This is a genomic window from Paracoccus sp. MKU1, assembly GCF_001447385.1.
Classification (GTDB): Bacteria; Pseudomonadota; Alphaproteobacteria; order Rhodobacterales; family Rhodobacteraceae; genus Paracoccus.
Genome location: NZ_LLWQ01000207.1, coordinates 1 through 19,169, shown reverse-complemented (window position 1 = coordinate 19,169; position 19,169 = coordinate 1). Strand labels below are relative to the sequence as shown.

The following is a 19,169-nucleotide window of genomic DNA, read 5'->3' as shown; positions in this document are numbered from 1 at the left end:
GCGGGCATGGCGCCCCGGACCATCGTGCTGGTTTCGACCGGCGGCACCATCGCCTCGCGCTTCTCGGCCGATCACGGCGGGCTTTTCAGCATGGACGGGCCCGAGGCGCTGCTGGCCCCGGGCCTGCCGGATCTGCGGGTCGATCCGTTCTGCAACCTCGGCAGCAACCGCATCGACCTGGCGCTATCGCTGGACCTGGCGCGACGGGTCGCCGTGCATCTGGCCGATCCCGATGTCGTCGGATGCGTGGTGACGCATGGCACCGACACGATGGAGGAAAGCGCCTTTCTGGCCGGCTTGGTGATCGGGTCCGAGAAGCCGGTGGTGTTCACCGGGGCGCAATGCGCCGCCGACAGCCCCGCGCCGGACGGGCCGGGCAATCTGGCCGCGGCGCTGCGCCTGGCGGGCTCGCGCAAGGGCCGGGGGCTGGGCGTGGTGGTGGTCTTCGACGGCAGCGCCTATGCCGCCGAGGATGTCACCAAGATCGACGCCCAGGCCCGCGCCGGCTTTGCCGGGCCGCATTTCGGCCCGGTGGCCCGCATCGGCCGCGCAGGCATCCGCCTGCTGGCGCGGCCGCCCCGGCCCGTGCCCCTGCCGGCACCCGGCATCTGCCCGGACGTGGCGCTGCTGCCGGCGGTGATGGGCATGGACGGGCGCGGCATCGACGCGCTGGTCGCCGCCGGCATGAAGGGCATCGTGATCGAGGGCTTCGGCTGCGGCAACGGCACGCCTGAACTGGCCGCGGCCGTCGCCCGCGCGCGAGAGCAGGGCGTACCCTGCGTGGTGACGACGCGCTGCCTGCGCGGCGAGACGCGGCCGCTCTATGCTGATGGCGGCGCGCTGGACCTGCAACGGGCCGGGGCGATCCTGGCCGGGCGATTGCAGGGCAAGAAGGCGCGCATCCTGCTGGCGCTGCTGCTGGGTGGTGGGCCCAGCCCCGTCGGGGCCGGGGACTTCGGGCATTATTGCCGCGATTTCGCTCAGGAACGCCGGTTCGGAGCCGGCAGGTCCCGTCAGGCAGACGATAAGCCGGATTGATCGCCCGATCCCGCCTCATTGATCCGGCGCATTACGGCCGGCGAGTCCGACGCCCGGTATCTCCAAGGTTTTCTCGTCGATCCCGGGCGAGACCTCGCGCCGTGCGCCCAGCCGCGCCAGCGGTTCCGGCGATCATGAAACGCCGCCTTCTTGGGGGGGCACGGGTCACGCCGCTTGTCCAGCCCTCGGGCGATGCCCGCCCCCTTGGGCCTTGATCGCCTCTAGCGGTGGGTAAACCGTGGCGGACGTTTTTCGGCAAAGGCATTCATGCCCTCGCGACGGTCCTCCAGCGAGAAGGTGGCATAGAGCAGCCGCCGTTCCACATAGAGCCCCTCTTGCAGATGCGTCTCGTAAGCCTTGTTGACCGCCTCCTTGGCGATTTGCAGGATCGGACGGGAATGGCTGGCCAGCCGCGCCGCAAGGTCAATGGCGGTGGCCAACTGGGTGCCCGCCGGCACGACGCGGCTGATCAGCCCCATCGCCAGCGCCTCGGCGGCCGAAAGCGCCCGCCCGGTCAGGATGACGTCCATCGCCACCGCCTTGCCGACGGCGCGTGTCAGCCTTTGCGTGCCACCCGCGCCTGGGATGATGCCGATGGTTGTCTCGGGCAGGGCGAAGCGGGCGGTTTCCGAGGCGATGACGATATCGCACATCAGCGCCAGTTCGCAGCCGCCGCCGACGGCATGGCCCGAGACCGCCGCGATGGTCGGCTTGCGCACCCGCGAAAGCCCCTCCCATGTCGCGGTGATGAACTGCTCGTCATAGACTTCGGCGAAGGTCTTGTCCTTCAGCTCCTTGATGTCGGCCCCGGCGGCGAAGGCGCGGTCCGATCCGGTGACGACCAGCGCGGCGATATCCGGATCGGCGTCGAAGCCGGCGGCGGCGGCCGAGATCTCGGCGGTGATCCGGCGGTTCAGCGCATTCAGCGCATCGGGACGGTTCAGGGTGATGACGCCGACCGCGCCTTCGGTCGAGACGAGAATGTTTTCATAGCTCATGATTGCCTCAGGCGATGCGGATCAGGATCTTGCCCAGCCGGGCAGGGTCTTCCAGATGGGTGAAAGCCGCCGGCACCTTGGCCAGCGGGAAGGCGCGGTCGATCAGCGGGACGAAACCGCCCGCCTCCCAAGCGCGGATGAGCCGGCGGAACTCCTCCAACGAGCCCATGGTCGAGCCGTGGAGCGACAGCTGCCGCACGAACAGGCGCTGGATATCGGCCGAGGGATGCGCCCCCGTGGTGGCGCCGCAAGTCACCAGATGGCCGCCCCGCGCCAGGCTGCGCAGCGAGGCGGCCCAGGTTCTTTCGCCGACGTTGTCGATGACCAGATCGGCGCCCTCGCCACCCGTCAGGCGCAACACCGCCTTCGACACATCCTCGGCGCGGTAGTCGATGGCCTCGATCCCGAGATTGCGGAAATGCGCCAGCTTGTCGGCGCCCGTCGTGGTGACGACGACCCGTGCGCCGGCCATGCGCGCCAGCTGCATCGCCGCATAGGAGACGCCGCCGCCCGCACCCTGCACCATCACGATCTGGCCCGGCCCGGCCGGCGCCTGGCCGAAGACCATGCGCCAGGCGGTCAGATAGGCCACGCCCAGCACCGCCGCCTGCTCCATGTCGGCATGGGGCGACAGCCTGACCAGCGACCGGGCCGGCAGGACCACCTGTTCGGCGAAGGTGCCATGGCGATGTTCGCCCAGGATGCGGGCGGAGTGGCAGAGCGGCTGGTTTCCGGCAAGGCAGGGCCGGCAGGCGCCGCAGAACTCATAGGGATAGAGGATGACCCGGTCCCCCGACGCCAGCCCGGAATCGCCCGGAGCCTCGATCACCTCGCCCACGCCATCCACGCCCATGATCAGCGGCAGATCATGGGTGATGCCGGCGCCATTGTCGCGCATGTAGAGATCGACCCGATTGACCGAGGCCGCAACCATGCGCACCCGCGCCCAGCCCTGCGGACAATCCGGGGCCGGCAGGTCGTGCAGGCCGACCCCGTCGCGGCCCCGCTGATGCAGAACGATAGCTTTCATGCAGATTCCTCCCCCTTTGGCGAAAAGGTAAATGCATTGCCATAATATGGCAATAGGTTGCGTATCAACGGCACTAATTCGGCGTTTATCCTCATAAATTCCGGCTTGCCGGACGTTCTTTGCAAGATTATATAGAAATATATTGTCATAAATGGGGAGGGTGAGATGGCAATGGATCCCGATACGCTCGCGCAGCTTTGCGCGACCTTGCGCCGCTTCGTGGACGAGCAGCTGATCCCGGCCGAGGCCGGGGTCGCTGAAACCGACGCCATTCCCGAGCGGATCGTTGCCGGCATGCGCGAGCTGGGCCTGTTCGGGCTGACCGCGCCCGAGGAATACGGCGGGCTGGGCCTGACCATGGAGGAGGAGGTCATGGCCATCTTCGAGCTTGGCCGCGCCGCGCCGGCCTTCCGCTCGATGTTTGCGACCAATGTCGGCATCGGCATGCAGGGCATCGCCATTGACGGCACGCCCGAGCAGAAGGCGAAATACCTGCCGCGCCTGGCCTCGGGCGAGCTGATCGGCTCATTCGCGCTGACCGAGCCGGATGTCGGCTCGGATGCCGGTTCGGTCAGGGCGACGGCCCGCAGGGACGGTGATTTCTATGTGCTGAACGGCACCAAGCGTTTCATAACCAACGCCCCTCATGCTGGGCTGTTCACCGTCATGGCGCGCACCGATCCCGGGCAGAAGGGTGCCGCCGGCGTCTCGGCCTTCGCGGTCGAGCGTGACGCGCCCGGCCTGTCCCTGGGCAAACCGGAAAAAAAGATGGGCCAGCAGGGCGCCCATGTCTGCGACGTGATCCTCGAGGATTGCCGCGTGCCGGCCTCGGCGCTGATCGGCGGGGTCGAGGGACAGGGGTTCAAGACGGCGATGAAGGTGCTGGACAAGGGGCGGCTGCATATCGCGGCGGCCTGCGTCGGCCTGGCCGAGCGGATCATCGACGACATGCTGGACTATGCCGTCGCCCGCCGGCAGTTCGGCCGGCCACTGGCGGATTTCCAGCTGTTGCAAGCGATGTTTGCCGATTCCCGCGCCGATGCCTATGCGGCGCGCTGCATGGTTCTGGACGCGGCGCGCAAGCGCGATGCCGGCCGGGATGTCGGGGTCGAGGCCTCCTGCGCCAAGATGTTCGCCTCGGAAGCGGTGGGCCGGATCGCCGACCGCAACGTGCAGGTGCATGGCGGCAATGGCTATATCCGCGAATACCGGGCCGAGCAGCTCTATCGTGACGCGCGGCTGTTCCGCATCTACGAGGGCACGACGCAGATCCAGCAGATCATCATCGCCAAGGCGATGGCGGCAGAGGCGCGGGCGCGGGCCGGACTCTAGCGCAGCAGCCGGGGCGGCGGGCTATTCCGCCGCCTTCCTGTCCGATCCGGCCTCCGGGTCGATATCCTTGAAATTCCGCAGCATCTTGTCGAGGTAATGGATCATGTGGATCCGGTCCTCGGTCGAGAAGCCGCGCAGCGCCTTGTCGTAGTAATCCGAGATCACCGGCCGCATGTCCTCGTCCCAGAGGCTGCGGCCCTTGTCGGTCAGGCGAATCAGGCGCGAACGGTTGTCGTTCTGGTCCACCGCGCGCTCGATGTAATCCATCGCCTCCAGCCGCGTCAGCACGCCGGTCAGGTTCTGCCGGCTGACCAGCAGAAAGGCTGCCAGGTCGCCCACCGCGACGCCGTTCTCGAAGGCGGGGCGGGTCAGCGCCCCGAGCACCGCCCATTGCTGCGTGGTGATGTGGTACTCGTCCAGCGCCCGGGTGCCGGTCTTGTGCAACATGTTGGCGCATTGGTAGACGCGGAAAAAGAGCCGATTGCTCAGCCCCGACCCCAGATCCCCGATTTTCTTGCCGCTTTTCGCCATGCTGCCAATCTGGCCGCAGTCACGGGCAAGGTCAAGCCGTGCCGCTCCGGCAAAATAAAGTAAATATATTGACATAAATTTCCAATTGGAGCAAGATGCTGACAGGGAGGCCGTCCAAGGATTCGGACAGGATAATTCAGCAGGGATCGCGCGGAAAAGTGCGATTTCCCTGACCGGAAGCCTGCGGCCTGAAGTCAGGAAGGAGATTGCTTTGCGTGGCCTGGAAGGGAAAGTAGTTGTCGTAACTGGCGGCGGGGGCGGCATTGGCTCGGCCACCTGCCTGCGCTTCGCCGAGGAGGGCGCGCGGGTCGTCGTGGCCGATGTCGGCGCCGAGGCGGCTGCCCGGGTCGTCGAAGCGATCGGCGCGACAGGGGCCGAGGCCACCGCCATGGTGGTCGATCTGACCGATGCCGAGGCGACAGCCGCCGCCGTGGCCAGGGTCGAGGCCGATTTCGGCCCTGTGGACGTTCTGGTGAACAATGCCGGCTGGGACCTGTTCGTGCCCTTCCTGAAATCCGGTCCCGAATACTGGGACAAGATCATCGCCATCAACCTGCGTGCGGTGCTGAACGTCACCAAGCCGGTATTGGCCTCGATGGTGGCCCGGGGGCAGGGCGGGCGCGTGGTGTCGATCGGCTCGGATGCAGGGCGCGGCGGGTCCTCCGGCGAGTCGGTCTATGGCGCCTGCAAGGCGGGTGTCATCGCCTTCATGAAGACCCTGGCGCGCGAGCATTCCCGCCACGGCATCACCTTCAACACCGTCTGCCCGGGCGTGACCGAAACCGGGATGCTGGAAAACTTCATGGAGGCGGCCGGCGACAAGGAAAAGCTGCGCGTGGCCTTTGCCAAGGCGGTGCCGATGGGACGGTTGGGCAAGCCCGAAGACCTGCCCGGCGCCATCCTGTTTCTGTCCAGCGACGACGCGGCCTTCATCACCGGCCAGGTGATCTCGGTCTCGGGCGGCCTGACCATGCACGGCTGAAAAGGAAAAGCCATGACCTATGAAGACATCATCTATGAGGTGAAGGACGGCGTCGCCACCATCACCATCAACCGCCCCGAAAGGATGAACGCCTTTCGCGGCCAGACCTGCGAAGAGCTGATCCACGCCTTCAACAAGGCCGGCTGGGACAAGTCCATCGGGGTCATCGTCCTGACCGGTGCCGGGGACAGGGCTTTCTGCACCGGCGGCGACCAATCCGCCCATGAGGGGCAGTATGACGGGCGCGGCACCATCGGCCTGCCGATGGAGGATCTGCATTCCATCATCCGCGACGTGCCCAAGCCGGTGATCGCCAAGGTGCGCGGCTTTGCCGTGGGCGGCGGCAACGTGCTGTGCACGATCTGCGATTTCACCATCGCCGGGGAAAGCGCGCAGTTCGGCCAGGTCGGTCCCAAGGTCGGTTCGGTCGATCCCGGTTTCGGCACCGCCTTCCTGGCCCGCGTGGTGGGCGAGAAGAAGGCGCGCGAGATCTGGTACATGTGCCGTCGCTACAAGGCGGCCGATGCCCTAGCCATGGGTTTGGTGAATGCCGTGGTGCCCGACGACCAGCTCGATGCCGAGGTCGACAAGTGGTGCGCCGAGATCATGGAGAAGTCGCCCACCGCCATCGCCATCGCCAAGCGCAGCTTCAACATCGACACCGAGCATCAGCGCGGCATTGCGGGGCTCGGGATGTATGCGCTCAGCCTCTACTACGACACCGACGAAAGCAAGGAAGGCGGCATCGCCTTCAAGGAGAAGCGCAAACCCGATTTCCGCAAGTTCGCGAAATAAGCGGCCATCAAGCAACCTGGGGAGGAGTTCATGCTTGAGAAGAAGAATACCGTTGCCGCTGTGGTGTTGGCAGCCCTGGCCACCTCTGCCGGGGCGCAGGACGGGCCGGTCAAGGTCGGCTTTGCCGCCGACCTGACCGGGGCCTGCGCGGCCCTGTCCGAAGACGGGCTGAACGGCGCGAAGATCGCTGCGGAGGAAATCAACGCCAGGGGCGGCATCCTGGGCCGCCCGGTCGAACTGATCGTGCGCGACACCCAGACCAAGCCCGACGAGGGGGCCAAGGTCGCCCGCGAGCTGATCGCCAAGGACAGGATCGATGTCCTGACCGGCGTCTGTTCTTCAGCGGTGATGCTGGCGGAAAGCGCGGTCTCGGCCGAGTTGAAAGTGCCGTTCTACGCCGCCATCGGCTCGACGCAGCGGGCCAATATCGAACTCTACCAGCCGTATTTCTGGCAGGTGCAGGCCAATGCCACGATGGAGGCCTATGCCGCGGCCGAATATGTGGCGAAGAAGCCCGAATGGAAGAAGATCTCGGCGCTTGGTTCCGACTACGAATGGGGCCATACCTCGGTCGCGGCCTTCACCGAGCGGCTGAAGGAACTGCGCCCCGATATCGCTTTTGCCGATCCGATCTATGCCAAGGTCGGCGAGACCGCGATGGCGCCCTATATCACCGCCACGCTGGCGCAGCAGCCCGATGCGGTCTTCGCACCGCTGTTTGGCCCCTCTTTGGGCGCGACGCTGAAGCAGGGGCAGGGGTTCGGCTTCTTCCAGAAGACCAATCTCGTGACGCTGATGACGGTGGATACGTTGCAATCGCAAGGCGTCTCGATGCCCGCCGACAACGTCTATGGCATCGCCCGCGCACCGTTCTTCGCATTGGAGCAGTCGCCAGAGGTGACCGCCTTCATCGAGACGTATCGCGCCGCCTATGGCGAATATCCGACCGACTGGGCGATCAATGCCTATGATGGGCTGAACTTTTACGCTGCCGTGGCCGAAAAGGCCGGCACCGTCGAAGCCGATGCGATCATCGCCGCCCTGCCGCAGGTCAGCTTCGACGGGCTGCGCGAAAAGGGCCTGACCATCCGCGCGCTGGACGGTCAGATGAACGCGCCGGTCTATGTCGGCAAGGCGGCCAAGGTCGAGGGCTACGACTTCCCGATCCTGACCGAGGTGGAAAAATTCGAAGGCGCGCCGCTGATGCCGGCCGAGGACCTGATCCTCCAGGCCCGCGAAGCCGCCCGGTAAGCCACTCTGCGAACCCGTCCCGGCGGGATGATCCGCCGGGACCAGCCAGAGGAAATCCAGATGGTTCTGATCCAGCTCGTCAACGGGCTCATGGAAGGCATGACGCTTTTCCTGATCGCCTCGGGCCTGACGCTGATCTTCGGCGTCACCCGCATCATCAACTTCGCCCATGGTTCCTTCTACATGCTGGGCGCGTTCCTGACCTATGAGCTGGTGCCGCTGATCGGGCCGGGCACGCTCTGGGGCTTCTTCGCTGCCGTGGCGGTTTCGGCGGCCGCCGTCTCGGCCCTGGGCATCCTGTTCGAGATGACGGCGCTGCGCCGCATCTATGGCAAGGACGGCATCCTGCAACTGATCGTCACCGTGGCGCTGGTGCTGATCATCCGCGACCTGGTGCGCATGACCTGGGGCGCGAACAGCGTCCCGGTGCAGATGCCCGATGCGCTGATGGGGGCGCTGGTGGTGGGCGACACCTATTTCCCGCTGTTCCCCATCGCGATCTTTGCCGCCGGGCTCACCGTGGTGCTGGCGATGATCTGGGTGATCTACTTCACCCGGGCGGGCATCCTCCTGCGCGCAGGCACCGATGACCGCGGCATGGTCGCGCTGCTGGGCGTGAACGAGAAGCTCATCTTCACCGCGGTCTTCGCCGCCGGAGCCTTTCTTGCCGGTCTGGCCGGGGGGCTGAGCGCGCCCTATGGCGAGGTGAATTACCTGCTCGACACCACGATCATCGTTTCAGCCTTCATCGTCTGCGTGATCGGGGGGCTGGGCAACCTTTACGGTGCTTTGGCCGGGGCGCTGGTCGTCGGCGTCACCAAGGCGATCGGGGTGATGTATTTCCCGCGCCTGTCGATGGTCCTGATCTTCCTCATCATGGCCGCCGTCCTCATCGCCCGTTCGCTGGGCCGCCAAGGAGGGCCGGCGCGATGACCGGGCAGGATCTGAAAACCTGGCGGGCGAAGGTCGCTCGCGCCACGGTCAGCTGGCGGTTCGTGGTCCCGGCACTGGCCGTAGTCCTGGCGATCAACTGGATGGCCTCGACATCGACCTCGACCATGATGACCGAGATCATGATCATGGCGCTGTTCGCCTCGTCGCTGAACCTGCTGATGAGCTTCGGCCACATGGTCAGCTTCGGCCATGCCGCCTATTTCGGCCTCGGCGCCTATGGCTTCACCCTGGCCGTGGTGCGCGGCGGGGTGCCGCCGGAACTGGCGCTGGCCGTCGGCCCGCTGGTCGCGGCCCTTGGCGGCCTGGTCTTCGGCGCGCTTTGCGTGCGGCTGACGCAGATCTACTTTGCCATGCTGACGCTGGCCTGCGCGCAGATCACCTATACGGTGCTGTTCCAGTGGTATGACTTCACCGGCGGCGATACCGGCATCACCGGCTTCATGATCCCGCGCTTCGGCCTGTCGGAAAAGGGCTATGCGACGGCGGTGCTGGCGGTGGTCACGCTCTGCCTGCTGGCGCTGTGGGGGATCGTGAAATCCCCGCTCGGCCTGTCGATCCGGGCGGTGGGGCAGGATCGCTACCGGGCCGAGGCGCTTGGCCTGGGCGCGCGGCGGGTGCAGCTGGTGGCCTTCGTCATCGCCGCCTTTTTCGCCGGGGTCGCGGGCACGCTTTATTCGGTGCTGCATGGCGCGGCTTTCCCCGACTATGCCGGTCTGGGCATCACGCTGGACGGGCTGATCATGGTCGTCATCGGCGGGCTGAACAGCTTTGCCGGCGGCATCTGGGGCGCCATCATCTACGAATTGCTGGCCACCTTCGTCTCGAAGGTGATCCACGAATGGGAGCTGGTGCTGGGCCTGATCCTGCTGGCGATCTGCCTGGCGGCGCCGGCCGGCTTCGCCGGTGTCTCGGCCCGGTTGCGGGCGATGCTCGGGGGGATCCGCTGATGCAGCCGATCCTCTCCGCCCGCCACATCCGCAAGGCCTACGGCGCCTTCATCGCGCTGAAGGACATCTCCTTCGACATCCCCAAGGGTGAACGCCACGCCCTGATCGGCCCGAACGGGGCGGGGAAATCCACCTTCATCGCCTGCATCGCCGGACAGTTGCCGGGGGTGGAGGGCGAGATGATCTTCAAGGGCGAGAACATCCTGTCGCTGCCGCCCGCGCGGCTGGCGAAAAAGGGGATCGGCCGCACCTTCCAGATCAGCCGCGCCTTCCTGCACATGTCGGTGCTGGAAAACATGATGGCGGCTTACGTCATCGCCTCGGGGCGGTGGGCCTCGCTCTCGGACCGGGTCTATGACGAAAGGATAGACCGCGTTCACGCCATGCTGGAAACCGTGGGCCTGGCGGACCGCGCGAAGGATGTCGTCGCGGACCTCAGCCTCGGCGACCGCAAGCGGCTGGAATTCGGCATGGCGTTGGCTGCCGACCCGGACCTGCTGCTGCTGGACGAGCCCACCGCCGGGATGTCGATCAAGGAACGCCACTTCCTGATGGAGATGGTGGCCGAACGGGTCGATGCCACCGGCAAGACGCTGATCTTCGTCGAACACGACATCGACGTGGTGATGAAGATCGCCCGGCGCGTCACCGTCATGGTGCGCGGCGCGATCCTTGCCCAGGGCAGCCCCGAGGACATCAAGGCCAACGACGCGGTGCAGGCCGTCTATCTGGGAGGGGGGCACGGATGATGCTGCGCATTTCAGACCTGCGCGCCGCCTATGGCAAGGCCGAGGTGCTGCACGGGATCGACCTGGAGGTCGGTCTGGGCGAGGTGGTCTGCCTGATCGGGCGAAACGGGGTCGGCAAGTCCTCGACCATGAAGTCCATCGTCCGCGACCAGATCGCCGTTACCGGTGGCGAGATCATCTTCGACGACCGGTCGCTGGCCGGGATGCGCGCGCATGAGGTGATCCGCCGCGGCGTCGGCTACGTGCCCGAGGACCGGCGCGTCTTCGCCTCGCTCTCGGTGCTGGAAAACCTGAACGTGCCGCGCCCGGTCGCCGCCGCCGACCGCCGCCGCTGGACGGTGGATGAGGTGTTCCGCCTGTTCCCGCAACTGCACGACTACCGCCACCGCAAGGCGGGCGTGATGAGCGGGGGCGAGCAGCAGATGCTCTCCATCGCCCGGTCGCTGCTGACCTGCCCCAAGCTCCTGCTGCTCGACGAGCCGCATGAGGGCCTGGCGCCCAAGATCGCCGAGGAGGTGGTCGACGCCATCGTCGCGCTGAAGCGCGAGGGGGTGTCGATGATCGTCTCGGAACAGGCGCTGAACACGATCCGCCGCTGCGCCGACCGGGTCTATGTCATCGACCGGGGCATGACGGTCTGGAACGGCAGCGTGGACGGCTTCTATGCCGACCCGGAAATCACCCGGAAATTTCTTATGGTTCAATGAGGCAGCCCATGTATCCCACCATCTTCGACACCGAGGAACTGACCGCGCTGCGCGACCTTGCCCGCAAGTTCGCCGCCGAGAAACTGGCCCCCGGCTATCAGGCGCGCGAAAAGGCCGGCGGTTTCGGCCCCGAGCTTCTGCGCGAGATGGGCAGCCTCGGCCTGATCGCGCCGGAACTGCCCGAAGAATTCGGCGGCCTCGGCTCGGGCGCGATCTATTCCGGCGTCATCATCGAGGAAATCGCCCGGGGCGATTTCAACATGGGCTATGTCAACATCCTCGCCTCGCTGAACGGCCAGATCCTCGCGAATTTCGCCAATCCCGAGATCAAGCGCGAATGGTTGCCCAAGCTGATCGGGGGCGAGCTGATCGTCGCCATCGCCTTGACCGAGCCGCGTGGCGGTTCGGATGCCGCGAACCTGGGCCTGCGGATGGAGCGCGACGGCGACCATTATGTGATCAACGGCGAGAAGACCTCGATCTCCTGCGCCGATCAGGCGAAGGGCGCGGTGGTCTTTGCCCGCACCGGCAGGCCCGAGGACAAGGCGCGCGGCATTTCCGCCATCTTCGTGCCGATGGACACGCCCGGCATTTCCACCACCCGCTTCACCGACCTGGGCCAGCACGCCATCGGCCGCGGCTCGATCTTCTTCGACAACGTGCGCGTGCCCGCCGATCACCTGCTGGGCGAGGAGGGCAAGGGCTTCGTCCAGGTCATGCAGGGCTTCGATTTCTCGCGCTCGCTGATCGGGCTGCAATGCCTGGGCACCGCGCGGCAATCGCTGGACGAGACCTGGGACTATATCGGCGGGCGCAAGGCTTTCGACAAACCGCTGGCCGCCTTTCAGGGCATCACCCACCAGCTTGCGGATTTCGACACCAAGGTCGAGGCGGCGCGGCTTCTGTCGCTGAACGCGCTGTGGCTCAAGGACAACGGTCTGCCGCATGTGGCGGAGGCTGCGATGGCGAAATGGTGGCCGCCGCTTCTGGCCTATGAGGCGATCCATGCCTGCCTGCTGATCCATGGCCATGCCGCCTATTCCAACGAGCTGCCGTTCGAGCAGCGGCTGCGCGACGTGCTCGGCCTCCAGATCGGCGACGGCACCGCGCACATCATGAAGAACATCATCGCCCGCGAGCGGGCCGGCAAGGCCGTCACCGGCTGAGCCAAAGCGAAAGGGGAGGAGGAACCCATGGAATTCGATGCCGTCCTGATCGAACCGCGCCGCGCCCGAATGGAGGCCCAGGGCCTCTGGCCCGGCAAGACGCTGCTCGACTATTTCGAGGAATGCCTTGCCGGAAAGCCCGATGCGCCTGCCCTGACCAGCATTGCAGTCGATTCCGGCGCACGCAGGGATCTGACCTGGGCCCAGCTTGACGCCCTGTCCTGGCGGGCCGCCGAGGGGCTGCGCCGGCTGGGTCTGGTCAAGGACGATGTTCTGGCCTGCCAGCTGCCGAATTCGTGGCAGTTCGTCGTCCTCTACATCGCCTGCCGGCGGCTGGGCGTGGTCTTCAACCCGGTCATGCCGATCTTCCGCGAACATGAACTGCGGTTCATGCTGAAGCATGGCGAAGCGAAGGCCTTCGTGGTGCCGAAGACCTTCCGCGGTTTCGACCACGAGGCCATGGCCGAAGGCATGCGCCCCGACCTGCCCCATCTGCAACATATCGTCGTGGCCGGCGGTGATGGGGCAAGCAGCTTCGATATGCTGCTGATGGACCCGGCGCTGGACGACGCCCCCGGCCTGCGCGAGATCAGTGCCCGCGACCGCGGCGATGCCAACGATGTCTGCCAGCTCATTTATACCTCGGGCACCACGGGCGAGCCCAAGGGCGTGATGCACACCGCCAACACGATGTATTCCAACCTCGTGGCCTATGCCGACCGGCTGCATCTGGGGGCCGGGGACATCGTGCTGATGGCCTCGCCGATGGCGCATCAGACGGGCTTCATGTATGGCTTCCTGATGCCCGTCATGCTGAAGGCCCGCATGGTCCTGATGGACGGCTGGGACAAGGCGCTGGCTGCGACGCTGATCGCGGAGGAGCGGGTCACTTTCACCATGGCCTCCACCCCGTTCCTGATGGACCTGTCCTCGGCGGTCGAGGAGGGCGCCACCGATCCTTCCTCGCTGCGCATCTTCCTTTGCGCCGGCACCGCCATCCCCGGGCCCCTGGTCGAACGGGCGCAGCGCGTGCTGGACGCCAAGGTGATTTCGGCCTGGGGCATGACCGAGAACGGCGCCGTCACCGTGGTCGCGCCCGAGGATCCCGACGAGCGCTCGGTCCAGACCGACGGGCGGCCGCTGCCGGGGATGGAGTTGCAGATCCGCGGGCCGGACGGCAGGCCGGTGCCTCCGAACCATGAGGGCGAGCTCTTTGTGCGCGGTTGCTCCAATTTCGGCGGCTATCTCAAGCGCCCGCAATGGAACGCCACCGATGCCGAGGGCTGGTTCGACACCGGCGACATCGCGCGGATGGACGAGCAGGGCTATATCCGCATCTGCGGCCGCTCCAAGGACGTCATCATTCGCGGCGCCGAGAACATCCCCGTGGTCGAGGTCGAGGCGCTGCTTTACAAGCATCCGGCGGTGCAGCAGGTGGCGATCGTGGCCTATCCCGACGACCGCCTTGGCGAGCGCGCTTGCGCCTATGTGGTGCCCAAGGCCGGGCATTCCTTCGGCTTCAAGGACATGACCGCCTTCCTGGAAGGCCAGCACCTCGCCCGGCAGTATTTCCCGGAAAGGCTGGAAATCCGCGAGAGGCTGCCCTCGACCGCCTCGGGCAAGATCCAGAAATTCGTGCTGCGCAACGAATTGCGTGCCGAATACGAGGCCGCGAAGGCGGCAGGGGCCCAGGCATGACGCGCATCGCCGGTCAGCGCGTGGTGGTGACGGGGGCGGGCGGTCCGATGGGTCGCGCCGTCGCCCGACGGCTGGTCGCGGCCGGGGCCGGTGCGCTGGCCCTGACCGACATTTCCGCGGCGCGGCTGGCGGAAACCGCGGCGCAGCTTGCAGCCGAGCATCCCGCCCTGCGGATCGAGACGCTGCGCGGCGACGTGACGGGGGCGGCCGAGGCCGCGGCCTTCGCTGCGATGGTGCTGGAGCGGCTCGGCGGCGCCGATGTGCTGGTCAATACCGTGGGCGGCATCCGCTCGTCCCGGCTCTATACCCCGTTTCTGGAGATGGACGAGGCGCAGTTCCGCGCCACCTTCGATCTGAACCTGATGGGCAATTTCCACCTGATCCGGGCCTTCGCGCCGGGAATGCTGGAACGCGGGCTCGGCCGGGTCGTGAACTTCGCCACCGTGGTCTTCGGCGGCGAGGCGGGGCAGGCGGATTATGCTGCCGCCAAGGCCGCCATCGCCTCGCTGACACGCAGCCTTGCGGCCGAGCTTGCGCCGGCGGTGACGGTGAATGCCGTCGCGCCGGGCCTGACCCGCACCTCGGTCACGCAGAACATGCCCGAGGCCGAGGCCGCGCGGCTGACCGCGCTGGCCTTCCACCGCCGCATGGCCGAACCCGAGGAAATCGCCGAGGCGGTGGCCTTCTTCGCCTCGGACGCCGCCCGCTTCGTGACGGGCGAGATCATGGCCGTCTCCGGCGGCATCCACCCGCATCTCTGAAAGGCAGACATGACCGACGCGGTTCACCTTTCCCTTGCCGACGACATCGCACGGATCGCCATCGACAACCCGCCGGTGAATGTCACCTCGCGCGCGGTGCGCGCGGGGGTGATGATGGCGCTGGACCGGGCGGAAGCCGCCGGTGTCGCGCGCGTGGTGCTGACCGGCGCGGGAAAAACCTTTGTCGCCGGGGCGGATGCGAGGGAGTTCTCTGCCCCGCCGCGGCCGCCGCATCTGCCCGATATCGTAAACCGGATCGAGAGCTTCCCGGTGCCGGTCGTGGCCGCGATCAACGGGGCGGCACTGGGTGGCGGGCTGGAACTGGCGCTGGCCTGCGCCGCGCGGGTGGCCGCGCCCGGGGCGACGCTGGGCCTGCCCGAGGTGACGCTGGGCGTGGTCCCCGGCGCGGGCGGCACGCAGCGGTTGCCGCGGCTGGTCGGGCTGGATCAGGCGCTGTCGCTGATCCCTGAGGGCCGGGTGATCGGCGCGGCCGAGGCGCTGCGGATCGGCCTCGTCGATGCCGTGTCCGACGATCCTGTGGCCACCGCCCGCACATTGGCCCTGCCGGACCGTCCCGCGACCGGCGCGCGGCCTGTGCCTGCCTGCGATCCCGCCGCCATCGAGGCGGCCCGCAAACAGGCCACCCGGCGCAGCCCGCAGCAGATCGCCCCGCAAAGGGCCATCGACCTGATCGAAGCCGCCTTGCGCCTGCCGATGGCCGAGGGGCTGGCGCTGGAACGCCGGGCCTTTCTGGATCTGAAGATCGGCGATCAGGCCGCTGCCTTGCGCCATGTCTTCTTTGCCGAACGCGCCGCGATGGGGCAGGGCAAGGCCCAAGGGGCGGATGTCCGCTCGGCCGTGGTTGTGGGCGGCGGCACCATGGGCGCGGGCATTGCCTATGCCCTGGCCGGTATTGGCGTCACCGTCACATTGGTTGAGACCGATGCCGCCGCTGTGGAACGCGCCCGCGCCAGCATCGCGCGGTTGTTCGATGATGCGGTCAGGCGCGGCAAGGCCAGTGCGCAAAGGGCCGCTTCGGACATGGAGCGGCTGTTCACCTTCCGCGCCGGCTATGGCGATCTGCCCCCGGTGGACATCGCCATCGAGGCGGTGGTCGAGGATCTGGCGGTCAAGCGCCAGGTTTTCGCCGCGCTGGATGCCGCTCTGCCGGAAACCGCGATCCTGGCGACCAATACCTCCTATCTGAACCCCAACCGGATCATCGAGGGGGCGCGCAATCCCACGCGCTTCCTCGGCCTGCATTTCTTCAGCCCGGCGCATGTGATGAAGCTGGTCGAGGTGATCCGGGCGCGGGGCACCGGACCGGAAACCCTTGCCACCGTCCTGCGGCTGGCGGCGCGGCTGAAGAAGATCCCGGTGCTGGCCGGGGTCTGCGACGGCTTCATCGGCAACCGCATCCTGACCCGCTATCGCCAGTGCTGCGACGCGATGCTGATCGAGGGCGCGCTGCCGGCGCAGATCGACGCCGCGATGCGCGGCTTCGGTATGGCCATGGGAGCCTATGAGGTGCAGGACCTGTCGGGGCTGGACATCGCCTATGCCAACCGCAAGCGGCTGGGCTGGAAGACCAGGCCGGGCTTTCGCTACATTCCCATCGCCGACCGCATCGTCGAGGAGACCGGCCGTCTGGGCCGCAAGACCGGCGCGGGCTGGTATGACCATGCGGGCGGCAAGCCAACCCCCTCGGCGCTGATCGACGGGATCGTGCTGGAGGAAAGCGCGCGGGCGGGGATCGTGCGGCGTGGCTTCACCGACGCGGAGATCGTCGCCCGCGCCACCGCGGCGATGGTCGAGGAAGGCTTCCGCATCCTTGATGAGCGGATTGCCGACCGCGCGGCCGACGTCGATCTGGTGATGATCCACGGCTACGGCTTTCCGCGCTGGCGCGGCGGGCCGATGCATTGGGCGGGCCGCACGGGCCTGGCCAAGATCCTGCGGCGGATCGAAGGCTATGCCGCCGAAGACCCGCTGTCCTGGGGCGTTCCCGACCTGCTGGCCCGCGCCGTGGCCGAAGGCAAGACCCCCGAAGATCTGTGAGGATCCGATGACCGACGCCGGCCCCTGCGTGAATCCCAACGGTAGCGCCATCGCACTCGGCCATCTGCGGGACAGGGTGCCCGCATCGCCGGTTCCGCCGCCCTTGAGCTGTCGCAGGGCAAGCGCCGGCATGCGCCGGCCACGATGTGCATTGGCATCGGCCAGGGCGCGGCGCCGCTTCTCGGACCTGTTTGATCCCCGGAGGATTTCTGATGACCGAGAAACCAGATCTCAAGCCGAAGGACGCCCCGATCTGGGCTGTTTCGACCGGGAAGACGCCTTCCGGTTGGATGAGCAACTGACCGAGGACGAGCGGATGCTGCGCGACGCGGCGTGCAACTTCTCGCGGGAGAAATTGCGACCCCGGGTGATCAAGGCCTTCGCCGACGAGGAGGCCGTCCCGGCGATCTTCCGCGAGATGGGTCTGCCGGGCGTGACCGTGCCGGTCGAATGTGGCGGGTTCGGCGCCTCCTCCCTCGCCTATGGGCTCATCGCGTCCGAGATAGAGCGGGTGGACAGCGGCTATCGCAGCATGATGCCGGTGCAGTCCAGCCTCCTCATATATCCGATCTACGCCTACGGATCGGAGGAGCCGCGCCGGAAATATCTGCCGAAGCTGGCCTCGGGCAAGTTCATCGCTTGCTTCGCCCCGACCGAACCGGCTGCGGGCTCCGATCCCGCCGGGATGAAGACCGTGGCGCTCGAGATGGGTTTCATCGTCAAGCGCAACCGTTGCGGCAAGGTGCTGGAGATCGCGCGGGTTGCCCGCGACATGCATGGCGGCAACGGCATCTCGGAGGAGCTCCAGGTGATCCGGCACATGGTCAATCTCGAAACCGTCAATACTTATGAAGGCACCCATGACGTGCATGCCTTGATCCTCGGCCGCAGGATCACCGGCTTTCAGGCATTTTGCTAAGGAGGTAATCCCATGAAGATCCTTGTCCCAGTGAAGCGCGTGATCGACTACAACGTGAAGGCGCGCGTGAAGAGCGACGGCTCCGGTGTCGATCTGGCGAATGTGAAGATGTCGATGAACCCGTTCGACGAGATCGCGGTGGAGGAGGCGATCCGGCTGAAGGAGGCGGGCCAGGCCGAGGAGGTGATCGCGGTCTCGATCGGCGTCAAGCAGGCGGCCGAGACGCTGCGCACCGCGCTCGCGATGGGCGCCGACCGGGCGATCCTGGTGGTGGCTGCGGACGACGTGCAGCAGGACATCGAGCCCTTGGCGGTGGCGAAGATCCTCGCCGCGGTGGCCAAGGCGGAAGGCACCGAGCTCATCATCGCCGGCAAGCAGGCCATCGACAACGACATGAACGCCACCGGCCAGATGCTGGCGGCGCTGCTCGGCTGGGCCCAGGCCACCTTCGCCAGCAAGGTCGAGATCGAGGGCGGCAAAGCGAAAGTCACCCGCGAGGTCGACGGCGGCCTCCAGACCATCGCGGTGGCGCTGCCGGCGGTGGTCACCGCCGACCTGCGGCTGAACGAGCCGCGCTATGCGAGCCTGCCGAACATCATGAAGGCCAAGAAGAAGCCGCTCGATGAAAAGACCGCCGCCGATTACGGCGTCGACGTCGCGCCGCGGCTGGAGGTGGTCTCGGTGCGCGAGCCCGAGGGCCGCAAGGCCGGCATCAAGGTGGGCTCGGTGGACGAGCTGGTGGGCAAGCTGAAAGAAGCGGGGGTGATCTGATGGCTGTTCTGCTGCTTGGGGAAGTCACGAACGGGGCGCTGAACCGCGACGCGACGGCGAAGGCGGTGCAGGCGGTCAAGGCCTTGGGCGATGTGACGGTGCTCTGCGCCGGCGCCTCGGCGAAAGCCGCCGCCGAGGAGGCCGCGAAGATCGCCGGCGTCGCGAAGGTGCTGGTAGCCGAGGCCCCGCTCTACGGTCACCGCCTGGCCGAGCCGACCGCGGCGCTGATCGTCGGCCTGGCCGGCGATTACGACCACATCGCCGCGCCTGCGACCACCGATGCCAAGAACGTCATGCCCCGCGTCGCGGCGCTGCTCGACGTGATGGTGCTGTCGGATGTCTCGGCCATCCTCGACGCCGAGACCTTCGAGCGGCCGATCTATGCCGGCAACGCCATCCAGGTGGTGAAGTCGCGGGACGCGAAGAAGGTCTTCACCATCCGCACCGCCAGCTTCGACGCGGCGGGCGAAGGCGGCAGTGCC

At 67.0% G+C, this 19,169-nt stretch carries 18 protein-coding genes and 2 pseudogenes; 17 read left to right on the top strand and 3 right to left on the bottom strand.

The features are described 5' to 3' along the window. Window positions 1-6 precede the first annotated feature (6 nt). Window positions 7-1,038 (top strand): asparaginase, encoded by a 1,032-nt coding sequence (locus tag AQY21_RS20860; RefSeq protein WP_058099517.1) that lies wholly within the window; start codon window positions 7-9, stop codon window positions 1,036-1,038. Window positions 1,039-1,259: 221 nt separating this feature from the next. On the opposite strand, the gene AQY21_RS20855 is transcribed toward AQY21_RS20860, so the two are convergent. After that, window positions 1,260-2,036: an enoyl-CoA hydratase-related protein gene (locus AQY21_RS20855; protein WP_058099516.1), complete on the bottom strand. Its 777-nt coding sequence runs from the start codon at window positions 2,034-2,036 to the stop codon at window positions 1,260-1,262. 7 nt (window positions 2,037-2,043) lie between these two features. Continuing rightward, on the bottom strand, window positions 2,044-3,066 hold the full coding sequence (locus AQY21_RS20850) for a zinc-binding dehydrogenase (protein WP_058099515.1): 1,023 nt from the start codon (window positions 3,064-3,066) through the stop codon (window positions 2,044-2,046). A gap of 165 nt (window positions 3,067-3,231) precedes the next feature. Here AQY21_RS20850 and AQY21_RS20845 point away from each other — a divergent pair, with 165 nt between their 5' ends. Continuing rightward, window positions 3,232-4,398 carry an acyl-CoA dehydrogenase family protein gene (locus AQY21_RS20845; protein WP_058099514.1) on the top strand — a complete coding sequence of 389 codons (1,167 nt, stop codon included), beginning with the start codon at window positions 3,232-3,234 and terminating at the stop codon, window positions 4,396-4,398. A 21-nt stretch (window positions 4,399-4,419) separates the two neighbouring features. On the opposite strand, the gene AQY21_RS20840 is transcribed toward AQY21_RS20845, so the two are convergent. Continuing rightward, window positions 4,420-4,845, bottom strand: coding sequence for a MarR family winged helix-turn-helix transcriptional regulator (locus tag AQY21_RS20840; protein WP_238986846.1), 426 nt, complete (start codon window positions 4,843-4,845; stop codon window positions 4,420-4,422). 295 nt (window positions 4,846-5,140) lie between these two features. On the opposite strand from AQY21_RS20840, the gene AQY21_RS20835 reads away from it, so the two are divergent. The 15 genes and pseudogenes from AQY21_RS20835 to AQY21_RS20775 all read left to right on the top strand — a co-directional run. Further along, complete coding sequence (locus AQY21_RS20835) at window positions 5,141-5,911, top strand: SDR family NAD(P)-dependent oxidoreductase (protein WP_203416597.1); 771 nt, start codon at window positions 5,141-5,143, stop codon at window positions 5,909-5,911. 12 nt (window positions 5,912-5,923) lie between these two features. Then, on the top strand, window positions 5,924-6,706 hold the full coding sequence (gene badI / locus AQY21_RS20830) for a 2-ketocyclohexanecarboxyl-CoA hydrolase (protein WP_058099512.1): 783 nt from the start codon (window positions 5,924-5,926) through the stop codon (window positions 6,704-6,706). Window positions 6,707-6,736: 30 nt separating this feature from the next. Further along, a complete protein-coding gene (locus AQY21_RS20825) occupies window positions 6,737-7,957 on the top strand; it encodes an ABC transporter substrate-binding protein (RefSeq protein ID WP_058099511.1) in 1,221 nt (406 codons plus the stop codon). A gap of 60 nt (window positions 7,958-8,017) precedes the next feature. After that, complete coding sequence (locus tag AQY21_RS28080; protein WP_161906083.1) at window positions 8,018-8,890, top strand: branched-chain amino acid ABC transporter permease; 873 nt, start codon at window positions 8,018-8,020, stop codon at window positions 8,888-8,890. After that, a complete protein-coding gene (locus AQY21_RS28075; RefSeq protein ID WP_082658204.1) occupies window positions 8,887-9,858 on the top strand; it encodes a branched-chain amino acid ABC transporter permease in 972 nt (323 codons plus the stop codon). The genes AQY21_RS28080 and AQY21_RS28075 overlap by 4 nt, the downstream gene beginning before the upstream one ends. Then, window positions 9,858-10,607 (top strand): ABC transporter ATP-binding protein, encoded by a 750-nt coding sequence (locus AQY21_RS20815; RefSeq protein WP_058099510.1) that lies wholly within the window; start codon window positions 9,858-9,860, stop codon window positions 10,605-10,607. Before AQY21_RS28075 ends, AQY21_RS20815 begins: the two co-directional genes overlap by 1 nt. Beyond that, window positions 10,607-11,314 (top strand): ABC transporter ATP-binding protein, encoded by a 708-nt coding sequence (locus AQY21_RS20810; protein WP_203416595.1) that lies wholly within the window; start codon window positions 10,607-10,609, stop codon window positions 11,312-11,314. Before AQY21_RS20815 ends, AQY21_RS20810 begins: the two co-directional genes overlap by 1 nt. An 8-nt stretch (window positions 11,315-11,322) precedes the next feature. Next, window positions 11,323-12,480, top strand: coding sequence for a cyclohexanecarboxyl-CoA dehydrogenase (aliB, locus tag AQY21_RS20805; protein WP_058099508.1), 1,158 nt, complete (start codon window positions 11,323-11,325; stop codon window positions 12,478-12,480). Window positions 12,481-12,507: 27 nt separating this feature from the next. Then, on the top strand, window positions 12,508-14,178 hold the full coding sequence (gene aliA, locus AQY21_RS20800) for a cyclohexanecarboxylate-CoA ligase (RefSeq protein ID WP_058099507.1): 1,671 nt from the start codon (window positions 12,508-12,510) through the stop codon (window positions 14,176-14,178). Further along, window positions 14,175-14,939 (top strand): SDR family NAD(P)-dependent oxidoreductase, encoded by a 765-nt coding sequence (locus AQY21_RS20795; protein ID WP_058099506.1) that lies wholly within the window; start codon window positions 14,175-14,177, stop codon window positions 14,937-14,939. The genes aliA and AQY21_RS20795 overlap by 4 nt, the downstream gene beginning before the upstream one ends. 9 nt (window positions 14,940-14,948) lie before the next feature. Further along, window positions 14,949-16,997 (top strand): 3-hydroxyacyl-CoA dehydrogenase NAD-binding domain-containing protein, encoded by a 2,049-nt coding sequence (locus AQY21_RS20790; protein WP_058099505.1) that lies wholly within the window; start codon window positions 14,949-14,951, stop codon window positions 16,995-16,997. Window positions 16,998-17,025: 28 nt separating this feature from the next. Then, a pseudogene (locus tag AQY21_RS29900) lies at window positions 17,026-17,192 on the top strand (3-oxoadipyl-CoA thiolase); the annotation flags it as partial. Between the two features lie 10 nt (window positions 17,193-17,202). Beyond that, window positions 17,203-17,916, top strand: coding sequence for an acyl-CoA dehydrogenase family protein (locus AQY21_RS20785; RefSeq protein ID WP_238986849.1), 714 nt, complete (start codon window positions 17,203-17,205; stop codon window positions 17,914-17,916). A gap of 12 nt (window positions 17,917-17,928) precedes the next feature. Then, window positions 17,929-18,687, top strand: coding sequence for an electron transfer flavoprotein subunit beta/FixA family protein (locus AQY21_RS20780; RefSeq protein ID WP_058099503.1), 759 nt, complete (start codon window positions 17,929-17,931; stop codon window positions 18,685-18,687). Then, window positions 18,687-19,169, top strand: a pseudogene (locus AQY21_RS20775) (electron transfer flavoprotein subunit alpha/FixB family protein); the annotation flags it as partial. The gene AQY21_RS20780 and the pseudogene AQY21_RS20775, both read left to right, overlap by 1 nt.